This is a genomic window from Frankia alni ACN14a, from assembly GCF_000058485.1.
GTDB lineage: Bacteria > Actinomycetota > Actinomycetes > Frankiales > Frankiaceae > Frankia > Frankia alni.
In genome coordinates this window covers 6,847,429-6,868,578 of sequence record NC_008278.1, presented here as the reverse complement: position 1 = coordinate 6,868,578, position 21,150 = coordinate 6,847,429, and the positions used below count along the sequence as shown (strand labels likewise).

At 70.4% G+C, this 21,150-nt stretch carries 17 protein-coding genes, 1 tRNA gene and 1 pseudogene; 10 read left to right on the top strand and 9 right to left on the bottom strand.

The features are described from left to right. Positions 1 to 110: 110 nt before the first annotated feature. Complete coding sequence (locus FRAAL_RS33350) at positions 111 to 1,376, top strand: hypothetical protein (protein ID WP_157892242.1); 1,266 nt, start codon at positions 111 to 113, stop codon at positions 1,374 to 1,376. Between the two features lie 23 nt (positions 1,377 to 1,399). Here the strand turns inward: FRAAL_RS33350 and FRAAL_RS32200 are convergent, their stop codons facing one another. Then, entirely contained in the window at positions 1,400 to 3,064 is a 1,665-nt protein-coding gene (locus FRAAL_RS32200; RefSeq protein WP_157892241.1) for a TIGR04141 family sporadically distributed protein, read from the bottom strand. A 163-nt stretch (positions 3,065 to 3,227) separates the two neighbouring features. On the opposite strand from FRAAL_RS32200, the pseudogene FRAAL_RS32195 reads away from it, so the two are divergent. Next, positions 3,228 to 4,150: pseudogene (locus tag FRAAL_RS32195) on the top strand (IS66 family transposase); the annotation flags it as partial. Between the two features lie 6 nt (positions 4,151 to 4,156). Here the strand turns inward: FRAAL_RS32195 and FRAAL_RS33620 are convergent. Continuing rightward, complete coding sequence (locus FRAAL_RS33620) at positions 4,157 to 4,576, bottom strand: helix-turn-helix domain-containing protein (RefSeq protein WP_011607370.1); 420 nt, start codon at positions 4,574 to 4,576, stop codon at positions 4,157 to 4,159. Beyond that, positions 4,573 to 4,896 carry a recombinase family protein gene (locus FRAAL_RS33615; protein WP_011607369.1) on the bottom strand — a complete coding sequence of 108 codons (324 nt, stop codon included), beginning with the start codon at positions 4,894 to 4,896 and terminating at the stop codon, positions 4,573 to 4,575. Before FRAAL_RS33615 ends, FRAAL_RS33620 begins: the two co-directional genes overlap by 4 nt. Before the next feature lie 177 nt (positions 4,897 to 5,073). Between FRAAL_RS33615 and FRAAL_RS27590 the strand changes: the two genes are divergently transcribed. Then, entirely contained in the window at positions 5,074 to 6,297 is a 1,224-nt protein-coding gene (locus FRAAL_RS27590) for a helix-turn-helix domain-containing protein (RefSeq protein ID WP_231861381.1), read from the top strand. Positions 6,298 to 6,361: 64 nt separating this feature from the next. Next, complete coding sequence (locus tag FRAAL_RS27585; RefSeq protein WP_050997268.1) at positions 6,362 to 7,126, top strand: SDR family NAD(P)-dependent oxidoreductase; 765 nt, start codon at positions 6,362 to 6,364, stop codon at positions 7,124 to 7,126. A gap of 10 nt (positions 7,127 to 7,136) precedes the next feature. Here FRAAL_RS27585 and FRAAL_RS27580 read toward each other — a convergent pair whose 3' ends face one another. From FRAAL_RS27580 to FRAAL_RS27570, 3 genes are all read right to left on the bottom strand, one after another. Next, positions 7,137 to 9,761 carry a tetratricopeptide repeat protein gene (locus FRAAL_RS27580; protein ID WP_011607365.1) on the bottom strand — a complete coding sequence of 875 codons (2,625 nt, stop codon included), beginning with the start codon at positions 9,759 to 9,761 and terminating at the stop codon, positions 7,137 to 7,139. 348 nt (positions 9,762 to 10,109) lie between these two features. After that, positions 10,110 to 10,183, bottom strand: a tRNA-Ala gene (locus tag FRAAL_RS27575). A 95-nt stretch (positions 10,184 to 10,278) separates the two neighbouring features. Next, positions 10,279 to 11,025: a hypothetical protein gene (locus tag FRAAL_RS27570; protein WP_041939868.1), complete on the bottom strand. Its 747-nt coding sequence runs from the start codon at positions 11,023 to 11,025 to the stop codon at positions 10,279 to 10,281. Positions 11,026 to 12,206: 1,181 nt separating this feature from the next. Here FRAAL_RS27570 and FRAAL_RS35360 point away from each other — a divergent pair. After that, a complete protein-coding gene (locus FRAAL_RS35360) occupies positions 12,207 to 13,820 on the top strand; it encodes a phosphoribosyltransferase family protein (RefSeq protein WP_041939867.1) in 1,614 nt (537 codons plus the stop codon). 118 nt (positions 13,821 to 13,938) lie between these two features. Then, positions 13,939 to 14,925, top strand: coding sequence for a DUF1918 domain-containing protein (locus FRAAL_RS27560; protein WP_055749335.1), 987 nt, complete (start codon positions 13,939 to 13,941; stop codon positions 14,923 to 14,925). Positions 14,926 to 14,949: 24 nt separating this feature from the next. Here FRAAL_RS27560 and FRAAL_RS27555 read toward each other — a convergent pair whose 3' ends face one another. The 3 genes from FRAAL_RS27555 to FRAAL_RS27545 all read right to left on the bottom strand — a co-directional run bounded on the left by FRAAL_RS27555 (position 14,950) and on the right by FRAAL_RS27545 (position 17,114). After that, complete coding sequence (locus FRAAL_RS27555) at positions 14,950 to 15,684, bottom strand: ABC transporter ATP-binding protein (protein ID WP_041939866.1); 735 nt, start codon at positions 15,682 to 15,684, stop codon at positions 14,950 to 14,952. Continuing rightward, on the bottom strand, positions 15,681 to 16,634 hold the full coding sequence (locus FRAAL_RS27550) for an ABC transporter permease (RefSeq protein ID WP_011607360.1): 954 nt from the start codon (positions 16,632 to 16,634) through the stop codon (positions 15,681 to 15,683). Before FRAAL_RS27550 ends, FRAAL_RS27555 begins: the two co-directional genes overlap by 4 nt. Positions 16,635 to 16,706: 72 nt before the next feature. After that, positions 16,707 to 17,114 (bottom strand): TOBE domain-containing protein, encoded by a 408-nt coding sequence (locus tag FRAAL_RS27545; protein ID WP_011607359.1) that lies wholly within the window; start codon positions 17,112 to 17,114, stop codon positions 16,707 to 16,709. Between the two features lie 238 nt (positions 17,115 to 17,352). Between FRAAL_RS27545 and FRAAL_RS27540 the strand changes: the two genes are divergently transcribed. The 4 genes from FRAAL_RS27540 to FRAAL_RS27525 all read left to right on the top strand — a co-directional run bounded on the left by FRAAL_RS27540 (position 17,353) and on the right by FRAAL_RS27525 (position 21,128). Continuing rightward, positions 17,353 to 17,862, top strand: a complete 510-nt coding sequence (locus FRAAL_RS27540; protein WP_011607358.1) for an NUDIX hydrolase — start codon at positions 17,353 to 17,355, stop codon at positions 17,860 to 17,862. Between the two features lie 146 nt (positions 17,863 to 18,008). After that, positions 18,009 to 18,989 (top strand): zinc-binding dehydrogenase, encoded by a 981-nt coding sequence (locus tag FRAAL_RS27535; RefSeq protein WP_011607357.1) that lies wholly within the window; start codon positions 18,009 to 18,011, stop codon positions 18,987 to 18,989. Positions 18,990 to 19,146: 157 nt separating this feature from the next. Then, positions 19,147 to 20,622, top strand: coding sequence for a winged helix-turn-helix domain-containing protein (locus FRAAL_RS27530; protein WP_050997267.1), 1,476 nt, complete (start codon positions 19,147 to 19,149; stop codon positions 20,620 to 20,622). A 2-nt stretch (positions 20,623 to 20,624) separates the two neighbouring features. Then, the gene (locus FRAAL_RS27525) at positions 20,625 to 21,128 is read left to right on the top strand and encodes a hypothetical protein (protein WP_011607355.1); all 504 of its coding nucleotides are present in this window, start codon (positions 20,625 to 20,627) and stop codon (positions 21,126 to 21,128) included. The last annotated feature ends 22 nt before the right edge of the window (positions 21,129 to 21,150 follow it).

Below are 21,150 nucleotides of genomic sequence, written 5' to 3'. Positions count from 1 at the left end.
CTCGCTGGGAAGCCCGACACTCAGCCAATTCATTTGCGGTGGAGGTTGCTCTCGCATCAGCGATCTTCAAGTAGTGGCCGCAGCTCGCTAAGTCCAATAATATGTCTCTTGTGGCTGTGACTGCGCTGGTGCGCTGCAATGACATCATCCGTTCGGTGCTCACCGGCGCGAGTCTACCTGCGGCCAGCCGTACCTTCGCGTATCCGCACCGAGAGTGGAGCCCACGACGTTGGTGCGTTGCATTCTTTGTCTCGGGCTCTACCCAACCCGGCGAGCTGTTGGGCATTGGTCTTGTCGACCCGGGGCGTCGGGTGACGGATTATGAACGCAAAATTGAGGTTGATGAGTTTAGACAAATAAATCCCCCGCTTCGCATCGAGGATATCCGCGAGTCCTTGCGCGGACCGCATGCCTTTCTCGACGACGACGGCCCCCTTACAGAAAATCAATCCGAGCGTCTTCAAGAAGCCGTTGTAGAGGAACGTCCCGGTCTCATTACTGTGATCGCAGAGCTGTTTAATCTTCTCGCCGAAAAGGGCCCTCCGGGTAACGCTGGAGAGATTCTTGAGATGGAGCGAGATGCCTTTGGCATAGCTCTAGACATTGCAGGTTTTAAGCGACGCGAATTGCTTTCTTCATGGCGACCGCCCGTCGATCCGCAGGTTTCAGTTCCATTTTTAAGCGGAATGTCGGGCTGGCTGATCGAGGATCAGCTGATCCAGCACGACCTGATGAATTTCGCTGATTCAATCCAAGAGCCGACACTCCATTATGGGTGGGGCATGCTACGGAGGCCGGGCCCCGAAGGAGATCATCGGCTATACGTGTACTCTGCCAATAGAACTCCTGTAGAGGAAACTCTCGGCGTCGATTTTATTTACTACCACGAGAACCATCGCTGTTTTGTTCTTGTGCAATACAAGAGAATGGAAGGCGGTGAGGATGGTGGGCAATGGATATATCGCCCCGATAATCACATTGAAAAACAGCTCGATCGGATGGCCGAGGTCGACAAAAAATGCTCGGAGGACGTCGCTGCCGATCCACGTCTTCTCGCCACTCCGTGTCTTATTAAACTCTGTACGCCAACGCCGTTCAGCCCCAGGTCGGGAGATCTTTCTCCAGGGTTCTATCTGCCGCAAAAAGATTTTAAGGAGCTCCTCGACGACGATTCAATGAAGGGTCCACGCGGAGGTCGAAGATTGGCCCTGAAGAACATTCCACGATACTTGAATAATACCATCTTCACGCAGCTTATGGCGGACGGATGGATCGGCTCACGCGGGACCGGAACTCAAATCGTTGCCGATGCGATAGAGGAGTCATTGCGTAGCGGGAGATCTACCATTGTTGCGAAGCGAGTAACTCCTGGATGAAAGCATCGGGGACAGTATCAGACTCAGGGAGTCGATGGAATTCCGATCGCATAGGTAGGAATCCCAAGCCTGCTGTAAATGTGGCGGTAGGCTCGAACGAGTGCTATAGTGGCGAAGGTGAAGAGTGACTCGGGTGTCAGCATCCCGCCCGCTAGATGAATCGCATAGACAACGGCGCGAGGGCGCTCCACGAGGTGCGCGTGATTCGGGCTTACAGCAGAGATCTTTGCCTTTAATTGGTCGACTGCGACACGATCGATGCAGAGTGTGTCGGCGGAGATCAATCCTTGGCTGAAAAGATGACTGAGAGGGGCTGACGAGTCAGCCTTCTTGACATGTATGAGTTCGCCGTCCGGGCCAAGAAGATCGCATGTTTCAAATCCGGTTGGATGCGTCGGCGAGCGAATCAAATTTTTGTCGAGAAGGACAAATCTCTCATCGGCTTCGGCGACTTTGCGATTGTAGCAACCTTCGTGAATCCGACGCCCCGTCTTGCGGTCCATAGGCCAAGGCGGGAGGCTCCAAGGGAGGCGAGCATCGAGGATATTTTCCACTTCGCGTCGAAGGAAGTCCAGGTACTCCTGCCCGTGGACTTCGTACCAGTGACCTTGCTGAAATACGTAGCGATGCGGGTCCTCGGGCGTCTCTCCAGGGAGCTCTGCCGTAACCCATAACTCGGCTGCGGTGGGCTGTCCGCAGGGCTCCATGCCATCGCGGTCGGTGCAGCCCACAATGCGACCTCGGCGAAGAGCTGCTCGGCGCCCTTCCGGATTGATCTTAGCGACTAACCCCAGAATTTGTTCAAGCTCTACTTCCTCACTTACTCGGCGATTACGCCCTAATTTGAGCTCGTATGATTGTATCTCCTCCTGCTCATCGAGATACGGACCGGGCACACTGAGGCCGACAGCACGCTGGCCCGGAGCGTCGAGAGCCTCGGCGAGGCGGCGATCCAGCCCGGGAATACGGCGGTCCTTGCGACGGAGCCGCTCCACCTTCTCGATAAATTCGAGTCCCTCGGCTGGTGGCTGCCGAAGAACATCGAGCAGCCCACGGAGGTCATCGATCAGTGCAAGCGGATCGGTGGGAAGATAGAGGCGAAGGCCGTCCGCTCCTTCAAGGGAGAACGAAACGGCTCGCTCCCGCGCATAGCTGATATTCAGGGAACTTGTCCTGCCCGCGATGCGGTTGACAATCTCGGCGAATGTCTCGACGCCGAATCCACCTACCTCCTGCCCACCAGCTACTGAACTGCGGTCAACGCGTGCCCGGCTATCGAGCGAGAGACGCGTAAGCTGGCGAATCTTCTCTGCTTCGAGTACGCGTATTGCGATTCGAAGCCCGAACCCCTGTTCAATTGCGTGCTGGCTGAGCATATGTATGCCGGTCGTGCCATAGCAGAGCGCGAACACGGGTCCGTCGAGATCTATCAGGAGTACGGCGGAGGGGTTGCTGCTGCCCGTTGCTATTTCTGCCCCAGTCAATGCGGTTAGGGACTTTGACCAGCGAGCCTGGCTTCGAGAGACGGAGGCGTGAACCAGGAGTGCCGGTTGATCATCAATGCGTAGATTGTACCTGTCGATCCGCTTATCAGGGTTTTCGTCAAGCTCGACAAGATCTGTGAGTGACTGCCCTGATTCGCGCCGAAGGAGATAGATATTGCTACGAAGCCACGGCTTATGTGCCACGCTCAACTCTCTCTCAAGGGCGGCTGTGAAGTGGTCTCTATTAGAGTCGAATATTTATTTCAGTCGACACATAGTCAAGTGTCCATTGAGGGGTGAGCGGCCGTAGGTCGCTGACCTTGGGGTTTGTGTTGAGGGGACACGTCGCGGTAGTTACTTGATCGGCGATCTTGAGCTGGAGGTCGCCGAGCTGCGACGGCGGGTGTCGATGGACAGTGCGAACTCCTCGACGCCTCCGTCAAAGGAGCCGATCGGCGCGAAGGAGAAGCGGAAGGCCGGGCGGCGGCAGGCTTCGGAGCGGGTCCGTTCGAAGGAGAAGAAGCCGGGCGGGTAGCGGGGGCGCAAGGGGTCGGGGCTGCGCCGAGAGGCGAAGCCGGACCGGTCGTTACCGACGGACCCGCCGGCCGAGTGCTCGTCGTGCCGGGCGGACCTGGCTGGCGCCGAGGTGCTCGCGGACAGGTGGGCGCAGGTCTGGTACCTGCTCGACCCGGTGCTGAAAAAGGTCGAGTGGGCGCTGCCGCGGCGGCGCTGTGGCTGCTGTCGGGAGGTCAGGGCCGGGTCGGTACCGGGGGTCCGGAACGCGGCGGTGGGCACGGTGTCCTACGGGCCGCGGTTGCACGCGGCGGCGGTGCTGCTCGCGTCCGACGCAACATGCCCGGCGAGCGGGCCGCGATGGTGGTCTGTGCGCTGCTCGGGGTGCCGGTCTCGGCCGGGTTCGTCGCCCGCGCGGACGAGCGGCTCGCCCGGGACCTCGCGGCCGCCGGGTTCGACGAGGCGATGAAGGCAGCGCTGCGCGCCGAGGCGGTGCTGTGCGGCGACGAGTCGCCGGTCAACGTGCTACGCCGGATCCTCGACGAGGCCACCGGCACGGTCCCGTCGGGCAGCCCGCACCTGCTGGTGGTCCGCACCCCGACACCCGGGCTGATGTGGTACGCGGCGATCAGCTCACACTCGTCGGAGGCGATCGAGGCCACCGGAGTACTCGCCGGCTGGCACGGCTACCTGACGCGCGATGACTACGCCGGCTGGCACCAGTACGATGACCAGCTCGCCGGGGTCCAGCTCTGCTGCCAGCACATCATCCGGTCTCCTCTGCTACCTCTGCCGCTGCAACGTGCGGCACGCCGGCCGCTGCTGGGCCTGGCAGGTGAGCTCGGCAAGGCGGACGCGGGCCTCCGCCAGCTCCCGCCGCAGCTCGGCGTTGTCGCAGGCGCAGGGGGCGGGTTGGACGGTGGGGAGCCAGGCGGGCCAGGGGCGGGCGGCGCGCTGCTCGGGCGGCACTCCGAGGATTTCGGCGAGGATGCGTTGGGTGGCGCGGTCGGGGGTGACGCCCCGGTGTTCCCAGCGCCAGACTTTCTGTCGTTCGGCGGCCATGCCGATGCCTTGGGTACGGGCGCGGGCGGCGATGAGGCGGGCGAGCTGCTGGTAGCTCCAGCCGCGGGCGGCCCGGATCTGGGCCAGGGGGTGGCGGTTCGGGTCGGGAGTAGACGGGTGAGACGGGCCGGAGATGGTCACGCCGTCACCACCACGACGGCTCTGAGGGCGGTGAGGTGGGCGAGGATGGCGGTGCGGACGCTATCGGCGGGCGAGAGATGGTCGGCGGTGGGGACGAGCACGCGGGCGCTGTCGTATTCCTTCAGGCTGCTAATGAGGATGTCGAGGCCGGGGCGCAGGAGGCTGCCGGGAATGATGCGGCGGTCGACGTAGATTTCGACGATGGCGAGGGTGTGGTCTTTGGCGTAGGCCATGAGCTCGTCATGGAACTGCTCGATCTCGGCTTCATCGGCGTGTTGGACGGCGATGTAGCCGAAGGCGGCTGACCGGGCAGTTGTCATCTGGTTACCCCATCCCGCGCGGTGGTTTGTGGCGTTTTGGGGCCGATGCCACGGCATGGCCTCTGTTCCGCGCATGGGGAAAGCTTGGGACGGGTCGAATGGCCCCGGAACGGACGTGGCGCCATATGATGGGGTTACTGTGCGTAGCTACCATGACGGAACGTCCAGGATTTGGCGGTGGCCACGGGAATGGAGAGCTGGGCGCTGGGATCGCGGGTGGCGCAGGTCCGGCGGCGCCGGTCGCTGACGCAGGCGGAGCTGGCGGAAGCGGCTGGCGTATCGGTGGATTTAGTCTGCAAACTGGAGGCAGGCTCCAAAGATGGGGTACGGCTGAGTTCGCTGCACGCTTTGGCTCGGGCCTTGGCGGTGCCGACGGCCACGTTCCTGGAGGCGCGGGAGGGTCCGGTCATGGACGCGGGAGACCTGGCGGTGCTGCCGCTGCGGCGGATGTTGGTGCCGGGTCCGGCGGCGAGCCGGGCGGAGGGGCCGAGTCTGCTGCTTGCGTCGCTACGGGGGCGGGTGCTGGCGGTGACGCGGGCCTACCACCAGGCGCGGTACCTGGAGGCGGTGCAGGCGCTGCCGGAGCTGGTCTCGGACCTCACTGCGGCGGCCGGCATGTACGCGAACGAGGAGCAGGCGACGGCCCGGCAGTATCTGGCCCAGGCTTTGATGATGACGGCCTCGGTGTTGATGCAGCTGCGGCACGAGGACTTGGCCTGCGAGGCGGTGCGGCAGGCGACCCAGGCGGCGGAGGCCGCGGGCGACCCGGTGCTGGCGGCGAGCGCGGTAGATCGCTACCGCTGGGCGTTCATCCGTCAGGGCCGGTTCGGGGATGCGGAAGACATCTGTGTGCGGGCGGCGGAAGCGATTGAGCCGTCGATTGCCTCGGCGTCGCCCACGCACCTGGCGGTCTGGGGGCGGCTGCTGAAGGGGGCATCAGCAGCGGCGGCGCGCAACAACCGCCCGGCCCGGGCCAAGGAGCTGCTGTCGATTGCCCGGGCCTCGGCGGTCCGGGTGGCGGATGAGCGCCTGGACTTCGCGCGGTACTGGGCGGCTTTCAGCCCGGTGAGCGTGGACGCGATGGCGGTGGAGAACGCTATGACGGCAGGCGACGCACCCCAGGCGCTGCGACTGGCCCAGGGGGTAGCGCGGGACGAGAACCTGCCGCTGGCAACCTGGACCCGGCACGTGCTGGCAGTGGCGGAAGCCCGGACGGCGACCCGGGACTACCCGGGGGCGATCCGGGCGGTACAGGACATCCGCCAGCTGACGCCGGAGTGGCTGAAGCACCAGAAGCTGGCCCACCACATCCTCACGGACCTGCTGGACGCGACAAGTGTGCGGCGGGCGAAGCAATCGGGGCTGGCGGAGCTGGCGAGGTTTGTCGGGGTGGAGCCGTAGGGCTACCGTCTCGCACCGAGTGGTACTTCTAGGATCGGCACCTGTGTCCATCGATGATGCTTCAGTGTCTGCCGCGGTGGTGACCGGCGCGGGTCATGGGATCGGCCTGGCGACGGCGCAGGCGCTCGCCGCCGACGGCTACAAGATCGTGGCGGTCGACCGGGACCGCGGCGCGTTGGAAGCGGCGGATCTGCCTGCGGGCTCGCTGCTTGTGGAGCACGACCTCGCCGCCGTGAACTCCGACGTCCTCGCGACGCTCCCCGAAGATGTTCGTGTCGGGGTGTTGGTGAACAACGTCGGGGTCATGGACGGCCGGTCGTTTCTGGAACTGCCGGTGGCCGATGCCGCTCGGGTGCTGCAGACGAACATCGTCGGGTCGTGGGCGGTGACCCGCGCGGTGGTGGATCACATGCTGGCCCGGAGCGTGCGCGGGTCGATCGTGTTCAATTTGTCGCTGCATGCGTCGCGGGTGCGGATGTGTCCGGACTATTCGATGAGCAAGGCGGCGCTGGCGATGTTGATGCAGGAGCTGGCGGTGGAGCTCGGTCCGGCCGGGATCCGGGTGAATGCGGTGTCGCCGGGGGCGATCGACACGGGCCAGGTTCCGACTGAGGAGGCGCAGGCCCACCGGGAGCGCAGCGCGGCGCTGGTGGCGCTGGGGCGGGTGGGTGAGCCGGAGGACGTCGCGAAGGTCATCGCCTGGTTGTGTTCAGAGCAGGCCGGTTATGTGACCGGGACGGATGTTCGGGTCGATGGCGGGTTGTTCCACTACAACTGGCTGCACCACCTGTATGGCAGCGCGGCAGCCGAACGGGACCGCACCCGGTAGCGGTGGCGTCTCACCGTCGCCGGGCGAGCAGTGGCGCCGTCCAGGCGGCGACACTGACTTCTGTCCCCTCGGGCCAGGTGACTCGGCCGTGGGGGTCCGCGCCGAGGGTCCAGATGTCGGCGGCGGCGAGCCAGTGGCGGACGCGGCGGCCTTCGGCCCGCTCGAACAGCACGGCCTTGCGGGCATTGGCGAGCTCGAGATCGCCGTGGGCGGCGGCGGCGAACACTCCGATGGCAACCGGGCCGATGGCGTCGTCCAGGTAGCCCCCGGCGGTGAAGGTGTCGGTGGCGGCGCCAAGGAGCTCGTCAACGGTCGCGAGCGGAGCCTGGCCGATGAGGGCCGTGGCGCGGGACATCTGGCACTGCGCGATGCCGGGAGGCAGGCCGAGGTCGCGGTTGAGCTGCTCGGTTTCGTCGATCTCGGCGAGGACGAGCATGGGATTGCTCCAGCACTGGGCGAGGGCCAGGTGGCGCCGGGCGAGCGCGAGCAGCAACGGTGAGTCCTGCTCCTCGGCCGTCTGCCGGGTGAGGGCGAAGTGGTGGGCCGCGCGGTCGAACGCGCCGGCGCACCACCAGATGTGGCCGAGGAGTTCGTGGAGGCGGTAGCGCAGTTCCCCGTCGCGGAGGTCCGGGTCGAAGCGCTGCGCGAGGGCGAGCGCGGCCACGTTGTCGCCGTCGCGTGATCGGGAGTGGGCCAGGGCGATGAGGGCTTCGTGGGCGAGGCGGTCGTCGTGCCCGGTGGCGAGGGTCTGGAAAGTGGCGGCGGCATCACCACCGCCACGCAGGTCGTAGGTCTCGCCGAGGTAGTACAGGGCCAGGCGCCGCAGGTTGTTCTCGATCGGCTGCGGCGAGTCGGTGCTGAACGGTGCGAGAAGGTCGATGGTGCGCTGGAGGTCGCCGATCTGGCGTTCCATCATCCCGTCGAGCAGGGTGAGCAGGCTCCGGCCGGGCTCGGTGAGCAGAGCCTCGGGTTGGTCGCGGCCGGCGTCGATAGTGGCCCAGACTCCGCGGAGCTGGACCTGCATGATGATGTACGCCAGCTCGGGGATGCTGGTCCCGAGCGTGCTGTACAGCCCGACGAGCTGCCAGAAGGCCAGGGCCTGCGTCCGGCGGTCCTGCCAGAGCGCGGAGTCGGGATCGTCGAACAGCGCGGACCAGTAGGCGACCAGGCGGCCGGCGACAGCGGCCCATTCCTCGGCGGACCACGGGTTGGCGGTGAAGGAGTCCTGCAGTCGGACGGAGGCCTGCAGCAGTTCGTGGATGGAGAAGATGTCGTCCTCGCGGTGCAGGACGAAGCTGCGGTCGAGGAAGTGTTCGACCGCGGAGGAGCGGAGCTCGGGTAGCGCGACGCGCAGCGTGCGCCGGTCGAAGACGCGCAGCAACGCGGCGGCGCGCAGCAGATCGGACTGCGGATCGTCGAGGTCCTCCATCAGGCGCATCACGATCTGGGGCAGCCCGCCGGCGAAGTCGCTGACGGCCGGTGTGTGCCCGCGGCCGAGCAGCGCCAGGTAGTGGTTGCAGGCGACGTCGAGATAGAGCGGCATGCCTTCGGACAGCCGGGCGACCTCGCGTCGTAGCGCGGCGGGAATGACCGGCTCCCCGGCGTCGTCGGCCAGGCAGTGCTCGAGGTAGTCCGCGCTGTCCTCGGCGCTGAGCATCCCGACGCGATGCTGGTCGGATGCGGGACCGTCGGTCAGTCCGGGCCACACCGTCGGCCCGCAGAACTCCAACGACGGTGAGCGGATGTCGGCGGCCCAGTCCAGCCGGCGACGGGAGGTGATGACGAACATCGACGTCGGCAGGAAGAAGGCGCTGCGGACCACGCTGTCTTCGAGATCACCGAGCCGAGCCGAACGCCGCTGGCCCGACACATGCTCGAACGTGTCGAGGAAGATCGCTATGCCGGTGCTGTGCTTGGCTTGGATGCGCATGAGGTCCCAGGCCAGCAGCAGCGGGAGGTGTAGGCGCAGCTGTTCGGTGTCCTGCTCGGTCGCGCAGGCCTCGAAGAACGGGCAGTTCTTCCGCAGATCCCGCACAACCCGTGAGTTCTGGATCTGCCGCCAGGCGAACCGTGCCGCCCGGCTGGCGCCCCCGACGACCAGGCCCGCGTTGTCGAGGACGCTCTGTGTGAATTCCGACAGCTCGCGGGCGAAACGCTGCCGCTGGGCGGCCGTCCCCAGCGACGACTGGTGCGCGATAAAGTCGGCGAGCGCGACCCCAGGATTCTGGCGCGCCCAGTACAGGGCCAGGCCGGTGTCGAACGCCGGGAAGTCCTTGAGTGGAGCGAGGCCGGCCCGCAGGTGCAGAATGTAGAGTTCGGGATCGCGGGCGGCCGGCTCGGAAAAGTCGATGCGGACGGCCTGGCGGTTCTTCCGGTCGGCGGCGAGGAATCGACGCTCCAGCTCACGGCTCAGGCTCGTCTTCCCTATCCCCCCGTCGCCGTAGAAGGCGAGGACGTTGCGACGGGCAGCGCCGAAATCCAGGGTCACGTCCGGATGCTCTGCCCGCAGTTGCCGCAACTGGTCGACCTTGCCGGCGAACGCCTCCGCCTCGGAAAGCCGGTCGGTGAATATCCGCTGCGCGGAGATGCGGGCGCCGCCGAGGCGACGTGCCCGAATCTCTTCACCGATACCCATCTGGCCGCCCCCTCACCCGGTTGCCAACCCCCGCGGTTCGCGTCGGGATCAGTCTTACCGGCCCGCACCGGTGACCGCCTCTGTTTCCGGGAAGTGCCAGGTGGGGCTGGATGTCGAGGCGCCTCGCCGCTTCGTCAACCCGGTAGCCCGTGACCGGCTGACTGGCGGCACGCCCGAGCCTGCGGCGGGCAGACCGCAGCGACTGGCATCTTCTGTGTGGTAGATCACAGTTGTTCCGTGCCGTTGGCTGCCGCCGGGTGACGTCCAGTCCCACGGACGAATGGCGGACAAATGATCAAAAGCCCTGATCGGATTGTCCCGATCAAGGCCCTGACCTGCGAGTATCTGTGGAGGTGAGGGGACTCGAACCCCTGGCCTCCTCCGTGCGAGGGAGGCGCTCTACCAGGCTGAGCTACACCCCCTGGAAGTAACTGAAGCTTACAGGACGGCGAGGACCATGTGACGACCACCCCCGGTCGGAGTGCCTCGCCGTCCATCTGCCGGTCCGGAGCGCGGGTCAGCCGATCGGGACCGTGCGGTCGCTGTGGGCCTCGGAACGGGCCTCGCTGCCGGACTCGGAGCGCGCCTTGGAGCGGGCGGCGGGGAGGGCCACCTCGGTGAAGTCCGCTCGGCGGCCGGGGTGCTCCGCGGCGCCAATCGGGACAGCCGCGGCTGCCGGGACAGCCGCGCCCGCCGGGACAGTGGTGCCGGCCCGGAGCGGGGCGCCTGGACGCCGCGCCGGGGAGCCTGTGCGGGCGGGCGTCGCGCCGGGGCCGACGGGACGATCGGGGCTGGCCCAGCCGCGATGGTCGCGAATGCCGGGGGCCTGCTGTGCCCCGGAGCCGAGGAGGGTCGCGAGGAGGTGGTCGAACAGGTAAGCGGCGGCGGTCGGTCGCAGCAGGCCCGCCTCGTGGCGGGACCAGCCCCAGGCGCGGGCGCCGTCGACGACGAGTTCCTGGTCCGGCCCGGCGCCGCCGGGGAAGGCCAGCCGCGCGTCGGCGGGCGGCGGTGAACCGTCGAGGGGACGGTGGGCCCACAGTTGCAGGGCCTCCTCGGGGCACCATCCCTCATCGCGGACGGCTACCTGCCACGCCGCCCGACCGGGCCGGTACACGGCGAGCCGGACGGACGTGCCCCGGCAACGGAAGTGCAGGCCGACTCCGTCCGGGTGGACGCCTCGTATCTCGACCGGTACCGCGGAGCTGCCCGGGCAGACGAGGTATCCCTCGTCCCGCAGACGGGCCATCCACGCCTCGAAGGACACGGCGGATGCTGCCTTCCTGATCGATACGCACGTCGGGGGACTCCCACCGGAGGATCGGCGAGCTGCCGGCCGGACCTGGGCCGGGACATCGCGCGCGGCAGGCCACCGTTGAGCCGATCCGAAGACTGATCGGTCGACGTCGCCTGCAGTGCGTCGCGGATCCTTGGGGACCTCGGCGAACGCCGGATGCCCGCGTTCGGTGGGAGATGGCGGAGCGGTGCCTCTCGCCATCTCGACCGGAGGTGGCGGTCAGGGGCGCGGCCGGCTCGTTGCGGGGCCGGTGACCGGGACGGCGGACGATCAGCGGGAATCGGCCCGCCGGTCAGAATGGTCCTGCGCCCAGGTTCGATGCACCGAACTCCGAGGCCCCTCGCACCCGGGCCGGCCCTGAAACTAGCGGGCCGACCGGCTCGTCACGCTGGCGGCGAGCCTTAGTGGGCGCGAGGGCTGGGACAACACGGACAGCTCCCGGGACGACAGACCACTCGCCACGCCCAGTGAGGGGCGGCGCTGTGCTGCAAACGGAGCGTCACCTCTCCATTATGCATGGGGGCCGATTCGGGCGCCGGCTCGCGGACACCCGGTGGGCGGTTCGGGGCTGACCGGGACGAGGCCGGGCGGGGTGCTCGGGCGGCCGTGCCGGGCGTCTCCCGGCGGTCCTCCCGTAACGGTTCCGGTGGGGCATCCCGTCGGCCCGGCGGTTTCCGGACCCGGCGGCGAGGACTCCGCGGCCGTGCCCGTCCGCGCAGTTCCGGCGGGTGCCGTGGCCCCCGCCGGCCGACGCTCGGTCGACTGCCCGCCGGCGGGCGGTCAGCGGTCGGCGCCCGGCGGGCCGGCTGCGGCAGGGGGCCAGGGCGGACCGGGCCTCGTCGCCGACCGTGTTGGAGCAGGTACGGCCGATCGTGCGGCCGTCTCGCGGGCGGGGACCCCCATGCCAGCCTGGCAAGGCGGCTGGCGTTTGGCACCGGGTCGGGGATCACCTCGCTCGGTGGGAGGAGCGCCGATCGGCGCTGGGGGTCCGACCGGGGGATACCGGGTTGGTGGCGCCGCCCCGCGGGCGTCGGACTCGGTGGGGCCCGATCGGGTGGTGCGGATGTGGCCCAGGGACGGATCGAACCTGGCCTTCCCGGGAATCACGACGACACAGACGTCCAGTCCGATCGGGGGACGGTGAGAGCGCCGTGATCTTCAACACTCGTGTGGACGCGGGCCGGCAGCTCGGCGACCGGCTGGCCCACCTGCGTGGCCAGGACGTCGTCGTCGTGGGGCTGCCCCGCGGCGGGGTCCCCGTCGGGTATGAGGTGGCGCGGGCCCTGGCCGCGCCACTGGACGTGGTCCTCGTCCGCAAGATCGGTGTTCCGTTCCAGCCCGAGCTCGCCATGGGCGCGATCGCCGAGGGCGGGGTGCGGGTCGTCAACGAGGAAACCCGGCGGCTGGCCGACGTCGGTCCGGAAGCGTTCGCCGAGGTCGAGGCGCGGGAGGCCGCCGAGCTGGAGCGGCGCGCCCGGCGCTTCCGGGACGGTCGGCCGCGGATACCCCTCGCCGGTCGCACCGTGGTCATCGTCGACGACGGGATCGCGACCGGTTCGACGGCGCTGGCCGCCTGCCAGGTCGTCCGGGCCCAGGGGGCGCAGCGGGTCGTGCTCGCCACCCCTGTCGCCGCCCGTGACCGCGTCGACTGGCTGCGCCGGCAGGCCGACGAGGTGATCTGCGTCCAGGAGCCGGCGAGCTTCTTCGGGATCGGCGAGTTCTACGCCGACTTCGATCAGACACCGGACGAGGAGGTCACCGATCTGCTGCGCCGGGCCGCCACCCGCAGGTTGGAGGGTGCGGCCGGGCCTCGCGCCACCGAGTCGGCGGAGCCCGTCCGCGAGGAGCCAGCCTGCACGGAGGGTGTCCGCGAGGAGCCCGCCCGCGAGGAGGGTGCCCGCTCGGCGGGTGTCCAGGCGGAGGGCGCCGGTTCGGTGGCCGCCCGTTCGGAGGGTGTCGGTTCGGTGGCGGGAGGCCCGGTGGCTGCCCGTGCTGAGGCTGACGGTTCGGTGGCTGCCCGTTCGGTGGCTGCCCGTTCGGCGGCTGCCCGTTCGGAGGGTGCCAGCGACGGTGGGGGCCCCGGGGCGGGCCGGGTCGTGGAGGTGTCGATTCCCGCCGATCTGGTGCGGCTCGCCGGCCGGCTGAGCGTGCCCCCCCGGCCGGGCGGGGTGGTCGTCTTCGCGCACGGCAGCGGCAGCAGCCGCAGCAGCCCGCGCAACCGCTTCGTCGCCGACACCCTGGCGTCCGCGGGGCTGGCCACGCTGCTGTTCGATCTGCTGACCCCGGACGAGGAGCACGACGTCGGGAACGTGTTCGACATCGTCCTGCTCGCCCGGCGCCTGCTTGCCGCGACCGCGTGGCTGCGGGAGGTGCCCGCGACCGCCGCCCTCCCGCTGGGCTACTTCGGCGCGAGCACCGGCGCCGCGGCGGCTCTGTCGGCCGCGGCCCTGGCCAAGGCCGCCGGGCACCCGGCCCTCGACATCGCCGCCGTCGTCTCCCGGGGCGGGCGGCCGGACCTGGCCTGGGATGCGCTGCCGGCCGTGCGGGCGCCGACCCTGCTCGTCGTCGGCGGGCTCGACGGGCAGGTCCTCGAACTGAACCGGCGGGCGCGGGAGCGGCTCACCGGCTGCGTGAGTCGCCTGGAGATCGTGCCGGGCGCGACGCATCTCTTCGGCGAGCCGGGTGCGCTGGAGCGGGTGGCCGCGCTCGCCCGGGACTGGTTCGTCGACCACCTCACCCTGCTGGGGCATGCACACCGGGCCTGACCTGTCTCGTTCGTCAAGCATCTGTGCGTAATCGGGTGCGTGCTCCTCGAAATGGGGGAACGACGTCAGGGGGAGCGCATGGCCCACCCGGGCGGGGCGCCGGGCGAGAGGGGCAGGCATGGCCTACATAGGTTCGGTGGTCAGCGGGCCGCCGGTGACCGTGGCGAGAGCCACGACGATCAGCGAGGCGGCCCGGAAGATGGGGCGAACGGGCGTCGGCGCCCTGCTCGTCGTCGACGATGATCGGCAGACCGACGAACAGCAGCTCAGGGACCGGCAGGCCAGTGATCGGCAAGTCGGGGATCGGCAAGTCGGGGACCGGCTGGTCGGGGAGCCGCAGGCCGATGATCGACAGGCCGGGGATCGGCGGGCCGATGATCGGCAGACCCCCGGGGATCGGTTGGTCGGCATCGTGACCGACCGGGACATCGTCCTGCGCGGGGTCGCACGGGGGATCGGGCCGGACGGCCGGATCGACGCGCTGATGACCACGGAGGTCATCACCGTGCCCGCCGGGATGGGCGTCGAACGGGCCTACGAGATCTTCCGGGATCATGCGATTCGCCGGCTACCAGTGCTGGACGGCCGGCGCATCGTCGGTCTGGTCTCCGTCGACGATCTGCTGATCCGCAGCGAGCGGGAGATCGCCGATCTGGTGCATCCGCTGTGCGAGGAGACGTTCGCCCCGCACCGCGAGGCGGCGGCGCCGGTCGTGACGGAGCAGACGAGCGCCATGACGGCGACAGCAGCCATGACGGCGACAACAGTCATGACCGCGACGGGCATGGCGGCGGCGACGGCCATGACGGGCGGGGCCACCGGAAGCGGGGGCACGACGGTCGCCGTCCGCATGGATGGCTTCGCCGCGCCCGCCCACCGGCGTACCCCGCTGCACGCCCACCCCGGCGACACCCTGGTGGTCCACAGCCACATTCCGCGGGCGCCGGACCGGCTCGGGGAGATCTGCGAGGCGCGGACGGACGCGGGCGACCCGCCGTTCGCCGTGCGTTGGTCCGACACGGGGCACGTCAGCTTCGTGTACCCGGGCCCGGACGCCGAGGTCCGCCGCAGCGGTGCGAAGCCGGTCGCGGATCGCGTCCGCTAGACGAGTGTGTCCGAACCGCCGGGGTCAGGCTCCGGCCGCCACCACGTGGCCGGCCTCGAAGGCGATCGTGCGGTCGGCGAGGACCTCGGCGTCGGTCGGGTCGTGCGTGACGATCAGCACGGGTGCGGACAACGTCGGCAGGACCGTGCGCAGGAAGGTGCGAACCTCCCCCCGCGTGGTGCTGTCCAGCGCGGCCAGCGGCTCGTCGAGCAGCAGCAGGCGGGGCTCCGTGGCCAGCGCGCGGGCCAGCGCCACCCGCTGGCTCTGGCCGCCGGACAGCGCGCCGGGGCGGCGGTCGCCGAGTTCGCCGATCCCGAACCGTTCCAGCCAGGAGTCCGCCCGGTCGCGGGCGTGCCGGCGGCTCTGGCCGAGACGGGCCCGCAGACCGAACGCCACGTTGTCGCGGGCGCGCAGGTGCGGGAACAGCAGGTAGTCCTGGAACACGACACCCACCGGGCGGCGCTCGGACGGGACGAAGCGGTGCTGCGCGGGGTCATCGAGGACCTGCCCGGCCAGCGTGATTCGGCCCTCGTCGAGCGGGAGCAGCCCGGCCAGCGTGCGCAGCAGAGTGCTCTTGCCGGCTCCGCTGCGGCCGAGGACGGCGACCGTCTCCCCCCGGGCGACCTGGACGTCGACGGCGAGGACGAACTGGCCGCGGCGCACCGTCACCCGGGCATCGAGGCCGCCCGCCTTCGACGCCGGCTCGGGCCCACCCTCGGACGGCCCCAGGTCCGCGGTCCTCGGTGTGCCGGCGGTCACCCGAGGCCGCCCTCGGGGCCGACGGTCACCGGTGTCGGGCGGGACGCCCGGCCCCGCAGCAGCCGCCGGGCGCCCGGGAACCACCGCGCGCGCAGCGCCACCAGCACCGCGACGCAGACGGCGAGCAGGACGAGGGACAGTGCGATGGCGGCGTCGGTGTCCGTCTCCAGTGCCAGGTAGACGGCCAGCGGCATCGTCGTGGTGGTCCCGGGGAAATTGCCGGCGAAGGTGATCGTCGCGCCGAACTCGCCGAGGGCGCGGGCCCAGCACAGCGCGGCTCCGGCGGCGACGGCGGGCGCGACCAGCGGGACGGTCACCCGGCGGAACGTCGTCCAGGGGTCCGCGCCGAGAGTGGCGGCGGCGTCCTCGAAGCGGCGATCGGCGCTGTTCAGCGCGCCCTCGACCGAGACGATGAGGAAGGGCATGGCCACGAAGGTCTGCGCGACCACCACGCCGGCGGTGGTGAAGGGCAGAGTGATCCCGAACCAGTCGTCCAGGCGCTGGCCGACGATGCCGCGCCGGCCGAGCGCCAGCAGCAGCGCCACCCCGCCGACGACGGGCGGCAGCACCAGCGGCAGCGTGACCAGCGCCCGTAGCAGGGAACGGCCCGGGAACCTGGTCCGGGCCAGCAGCCAGGCAAGCGGAATGCCGAACACCAGCGACAGCGCCGTCGCCGCGGTGGCGGTCTCCAACGACAGCAGCAGCGCCTCGCGGACGCTGTGCTTGGTGATCAGATCGGGCAGGCCGGACCAGGGGGCCCGGACGAGCAGGCCGACGAGCGGCAGGAGCAGGAACAACGCGGCGATCGCCCCGGGCACCCACAGCGCCCACGGCGCCCGGCGGCGGGTCTCCCGGCGGGCGGTGCGGCCCGGCGTCCACAGGCGGGGTCGCCGGTCCGGAGCGTGGTCCGGGACGGCCCATGGGGCCGAGGTGTCACCTGGACTCGTCATCGCCGGCGCGGCCCCCTCTCGCTGGTGACATCGGTGACGGTGGCGAAGCGGGTGACCGGGCCCGCCGGGCGGTCAGCGGCGGTCGGGCATCTCGATGACGACGTTGGTCGACTTCACCGCGCCGACCGCGAGGACGCCGGGTTCGAGCCCGAGTTCGTCGGCGGCCTCCCGGCTCATCAGGGAGACCAGCCGGTGCGGCCCGGCCTGGATCTCGACCTGGGCCATCACCGTGTCCCGGGTGACCCGGGTGATGATCCCGGGAAATCGGTTGCGGGCGGACTCGGCGACGACGGGCGTCGCTGTACTGCCCTGGTCTCCTGCCATATCCTTGGCGAACTCGGCCAGGTTGGCGCCCTCGATCGCTCGGCGACCGGCGTCGTCCAGGACGGTTGGCAGTCTGCCGCTGTCCGCCCATCGGCGGATGGTGTCGTCGCTGACACCGAGCAGCGCTGCCGCCTCACTGATCCGGAATCTCGGCATGCTTGTGATGGTAGCCCGGTAGCTTCGGCGAGTTCGACGTGCACAACCCGAATTTGCGGTGATTTCGGCGGCGTTTCTTCCGTTTACGCGGAGCTCCTGCGGTGCGGCGGGGTCGGCCCGTTCGTGGCCTCGGCCGACCCGTCCCCGGCGGGATGACCGGTTGGCGCCCAAGCATCCGCCCCGACGGGGCACCATGCGAAGGTCGCCCCGTCCGCCGATCACCGTACCTGGAGCGCCCGTGACACCGTCCGCTCGCCCGTTCGCCACCGCCACCAGCACCGCCGGTGGTCCGGCCGTCGACCCCACGGATCCGGTCGCGGCGCCGGTGCGGATCAACGTCCGCGCGCTGCTCGTCGAGGGTGACCGGATCCTGCTCGCCAACGAACGCGGTCAGACGTGGTTCCACCTGCTCGGTGGTCGGGTCGAGGCCGGGGAGACGGTGCAGGGGGCCTTGCGCCGCCTGCTCGACGAACAGGCCGGCATCGAGCTGGACCACGTCACGTTCGCCGGCTGTCTCGAGGGCACCACGATCGAGCACGGCGAGCGGGTCGGGGTGCTCGACGTCGTCTTCGCGGCCGACCGGTCCTGGGCCGGCGAGTTCGGCACCAGGCTCGACGACCTCGACATCGTCTCGGCGTCCCTCGTGAGCCTCCCCGACCTGGACCTGCGCCCGGCCACCCTGCGTCAACTCATCCCCGAGTGGCTGCTGCACGCCCGACCGGCCTGGTACGGGGCGAGCGAGCGCTGACCGCCGGGCGGGATTGGCGGGGAAGCGTCATTGACCTCAATCCGAGTTCAGGTTCTAGCGTTCGGTGACGGGCCGGCGCCGCCTCGTGGGTGCATCGGCGGCAGCCCGTGGGCACCTCGCCCCGACCGCGACCTGGAGGACGGAACATGTACGCAGTCCGGCTGCACGAGTTCGGCCCGGCGAGCAATCTCCGCCACGAGCAGGTCGACGATCCGGTGCCGGCGGCCGGCCAGGTGCGCATCGCGGTGGCCGCGGCCGGCGTGCACCTGGTCGACACCACTCTGCGGCAGGGCTGGGCCGGCGGCCCGTTCCAGCGCCCCGAGCTGCCGACCATCCCGGGGCGGGAGGTCGCCGGCACGGTCGACGCCGTCGGGCCGGGTGTCGACGACGGGTGGCTCGGCCGGCGGGTCGTCGCCCATCTCGGCCAGGCCGGCCAGGGGTACGCCCAGCTCGCCGTCCGCGAGGTGGACAACGTCCATCCCATCCCGCCCACCCTCGACGCCCCCGCCGCCGTGGCGATGATCGGTACCGGTCGCACCGCGATCGGCATCCTCGACGTCGCCGAACTGACCGCCGAGGACGTCGTCCTGATCACCGCCGCGGCCGGCGGCATCGGCAGCCTGCTCGTCCAGGCGGCCCGCGGCGTCGGAGCGACCGTCGTCGCCATCGCCGGGGGAGCCGTGAAGGTCGCCGCGGCGCGCCGCCTCGGCGCCGACCTCGCCGTCGACTACACCCTCGCCGACTGGCCGGACGCCGTCCGGGCCGCCCTCGACGGCCGCACCGTGACCGTCACCCTGGACGGGGTGGGCGGCCCCGCCGGCCGCGCCGCCCTGGAACTGATCGGACCGGCCGGCCGCTACTACACGTTCGGCTGGGCGGCCGGGTCGCCCACCACCATCACCACCGAGGACGTGACGGAGCGTGGACTGCTCGTCGCCTCCGTCCTCGGCCCACGGATGTTCCGCCGGCCAGGCGGGCTGGCGGCGCTGGAGGAGGCCGCGCTCGCCGCGGCGGCCGCCGGCACCCTGGTACCAGCCGTGCAGACCTTCCCGCTGGCCGAGGCCGCCGCGGCACATGCGGCCCTGGAAGGCCGCGCGACGACGGGCAAGGTCGTCCTGCTCCCCTGAAACCCGCCGCACCGTGCGTCCCGGCCCGTGCCTCCCGGCCCGCGTCCGCGGATCGTGCCTCCTGGTCTGCGCCGGGGGATCGGGCCCGCTTCCCGGACCACGCGGTGATCTCCGCAGGGGCCTCGGCAGGGGGGGCGGGGGTCGTAGGGTGGCGTGGATGGCGGTGCGGAGGAAGGGCGACGCGCTGGCGCTGCTGACCGGATCCCAGGCGCGCCGAGCGGCCCTCGCGGCCCAGGGGCTGGCCCGTCCGCGGCCGACCGGCCGGCTCGATCGTCGGCACCTGCGAGCCCTGTTCGCCCAGGTCGGGGTCGTGCAGATCGACTCGGTGAACGTTCTGGCCCGGGCGCACTACCTGCCCGGCTGGTCGCGGCTGGGACCGTACTCCCGGGAGATGTTCGATCGGCTCGTTCGGGTCGAGCGGTACGCCTACGAGTACTGGGCGCACGAGGCCTCCCTCGTCCCGGTCGCCTGGGAACCGCTGTTGCGCTGGCGGGCGGCGGCGGCGCTGGCCGGCGACGGCATGTGGCGGGGGATCGCCGCGTTCGGTCGGGAGCGCGCCGACTACGTGGCCGACGCGCTGGCCCAGGTCCGTGACCGCGGGCCGCTCGCCGCCGCCGACCTGGCCGAACCCGGCCGCGGTGGTGGTGGCTGGTGGGGATGGGCGGACGGCAAGCGGGCCATGGAGTACCTCATGTGGACGGGGCAGCTCTGCGTCGCCGGCCGCCGCCCCTCCTTCGAGCGCCTCTACGACCTGCCGGAGCGGGTGATCCCACCGGCCGTTCTCGGCCTGCCGACCCCCGACCCGCACGACGCCGTCCGGATCCTGCTCGGCCACGCCGCCGACCGCCTCGGGGTGGCAACCGCGGGTGACCTCGCCGACTACTTCCGGCTGCCCGCCGCGGTGGCCAGGCCCCGCCTCGCCGAGCTGGTGGAGAACGGGGAGCTGGTGGAGGTGGGGGTGGTCGGCTGGTCCGCGCGGGCGTACGCCCGCCCGGGGCTCACCGTCGCCCGTCGGGCCGCCGGTCGTGCCCTGCTGTCCCCCTTCGACCCGCTGGTCTGGGAGCGTGCCCGCACCCGTCGCCTGTTCGGGATGGATGTCGTCCTGGAGCTTTACACGCCCGCGCCGAAGCGGCGCTACGGCTACTACGTGCTGCCCTTCCTGCTCGGGGATCGGCTCGCGGCCCGGGTCGACCTCAAGGCGGACCGGGCGGCGAGGGTCCTGCGGGTCGCGGCCGCCTGGCACGAACCCGATCCCGGCTCGGACATCCCGGCCCCGCGCCGTCCGGGGCGGCCCGGTCGGGCAGGTCGGGCAGGTCGGCCGTCGGACGTCGCGGCCGATCGAGTGCTCGCCGGTGCGGATCCGGAGGGTGTCGATCTGGCCGATCGGGAGTTGGCCGATCGGGAGCTGGGCGGTGCGGAGCTGGAGGGTGCGGAGCTGGAGGGTGCGGATCCTGGCGGCTCCGCGTCGGACGGTCCCGATCCGAGCAGTCCGGCGGCGGTCGCCGCCGAACTCGCCGCCGAACTCGCCGCGCTCGCCGGCTGGCTGGGCCTCGACCGCATCGAGGTCGTCGCGAACGGGACGTTGGCCCCCGCACTGACCCGGGCGGTCGCTGCCCTGGGCGCGGCCGGCTGAGCGTGGTCGTCGTCGGCGTGACGGGCCACCGGGGGCTCACCGGGGATCAGGCCCGCTACGTGGCCGCGCAGGCGCGCAGGCTGCTCACGCCTCTCGCCGACGCGGGCTTCGCCGGGATCACCTGCCTCGCCGAGGGAGCGGACACCATCGTCGCCGACGTGATCCTGGCCCTCGGCGGCCGGCTGATCTCCGTGATCCCGGCGGACGGGTACCGCGACTTCCAACCCGCCGCGCACCGCCGGGACTTCGACCGGCTGCTGCGCTGCTCCGCCGAGATCCGTCGACAGGACCGCCCGACCCCGGACCTGGCCAGCCTGATGGCGGCGAGCCGGATGCTCGTCGACGCCTCAGACCGGCTCATCGCGGTCTGGGACGGTCGGCCGGCCCGCGGCTACGGGGGCACGGCCGACGTCGTCGACTACGCCCGGCGGCGGCGCCGAGCCGTAGAGATCATCTGGCCGGCCGGTGCCGTGCGTCGTACGCCGAAGCCCGGCGCCGAGGACTGATCTCGCCGCCCGGCCGGCGGCA

What these genes read in the sequence shown, in the direction of transcription:
- FRAAL_RS33615 (WP_011607369.1), bottom strand. Translation starts at nt 4,896, where the DNA reads ATGACAACTGCCCGGTCAGCCGCCTTCGGCTACATCGCCGTCCAACAC.
- FRAAL_RS27530 (WP_050997267.1), top strand. Translation starts at nt 19,147, where the DNA reads ATGGCGGTGCGGAGGAAGGGCGACGCGCTGGCGCTGCTGACCGGATCC.
- FRAAL_RS27535 (WP_011607357.1), top strand. Translation starts at nt 18,009, where the DNA reads ATGTACGCAGTCCGGCTGCACGAGTTCGGCCCGGCGAGCAATCTCCGC.
- FRAAL_RS27550 (WP_011607360.1), bottom strand. Translation starts at nt 16,634, where the DNA reads ATGACGAGTCCAGGTGACACCTCGGCCCCATGGGCCGTCCCGGACCAC.
- FRAAL_RS27545 (WP_011607359.1), bottom strand. Translation starts at nt 17,114, where the DNA reads ATGCCGAGATTCCGGATCAGTGAGGCGGCAGCGCTGCTCGGTGTCAGC.
- FRAAL_RS27580 (WP_011607365.1), bottom strand. Translation starts at nt 9,761, where the DNA reads ATGGGTATCGGTGAAGAGATTCGGGCACGTCGCCTCGGCGGCGCCCGC.
- FRAAL_RS27560 (WP_055749335.1), top strand. Translation starts at nt 13,939, where the DNA reads ATGGCCTACATAGGTTCGGTGGTCAGCGGGCCGCCGGTGACCGTGGCG.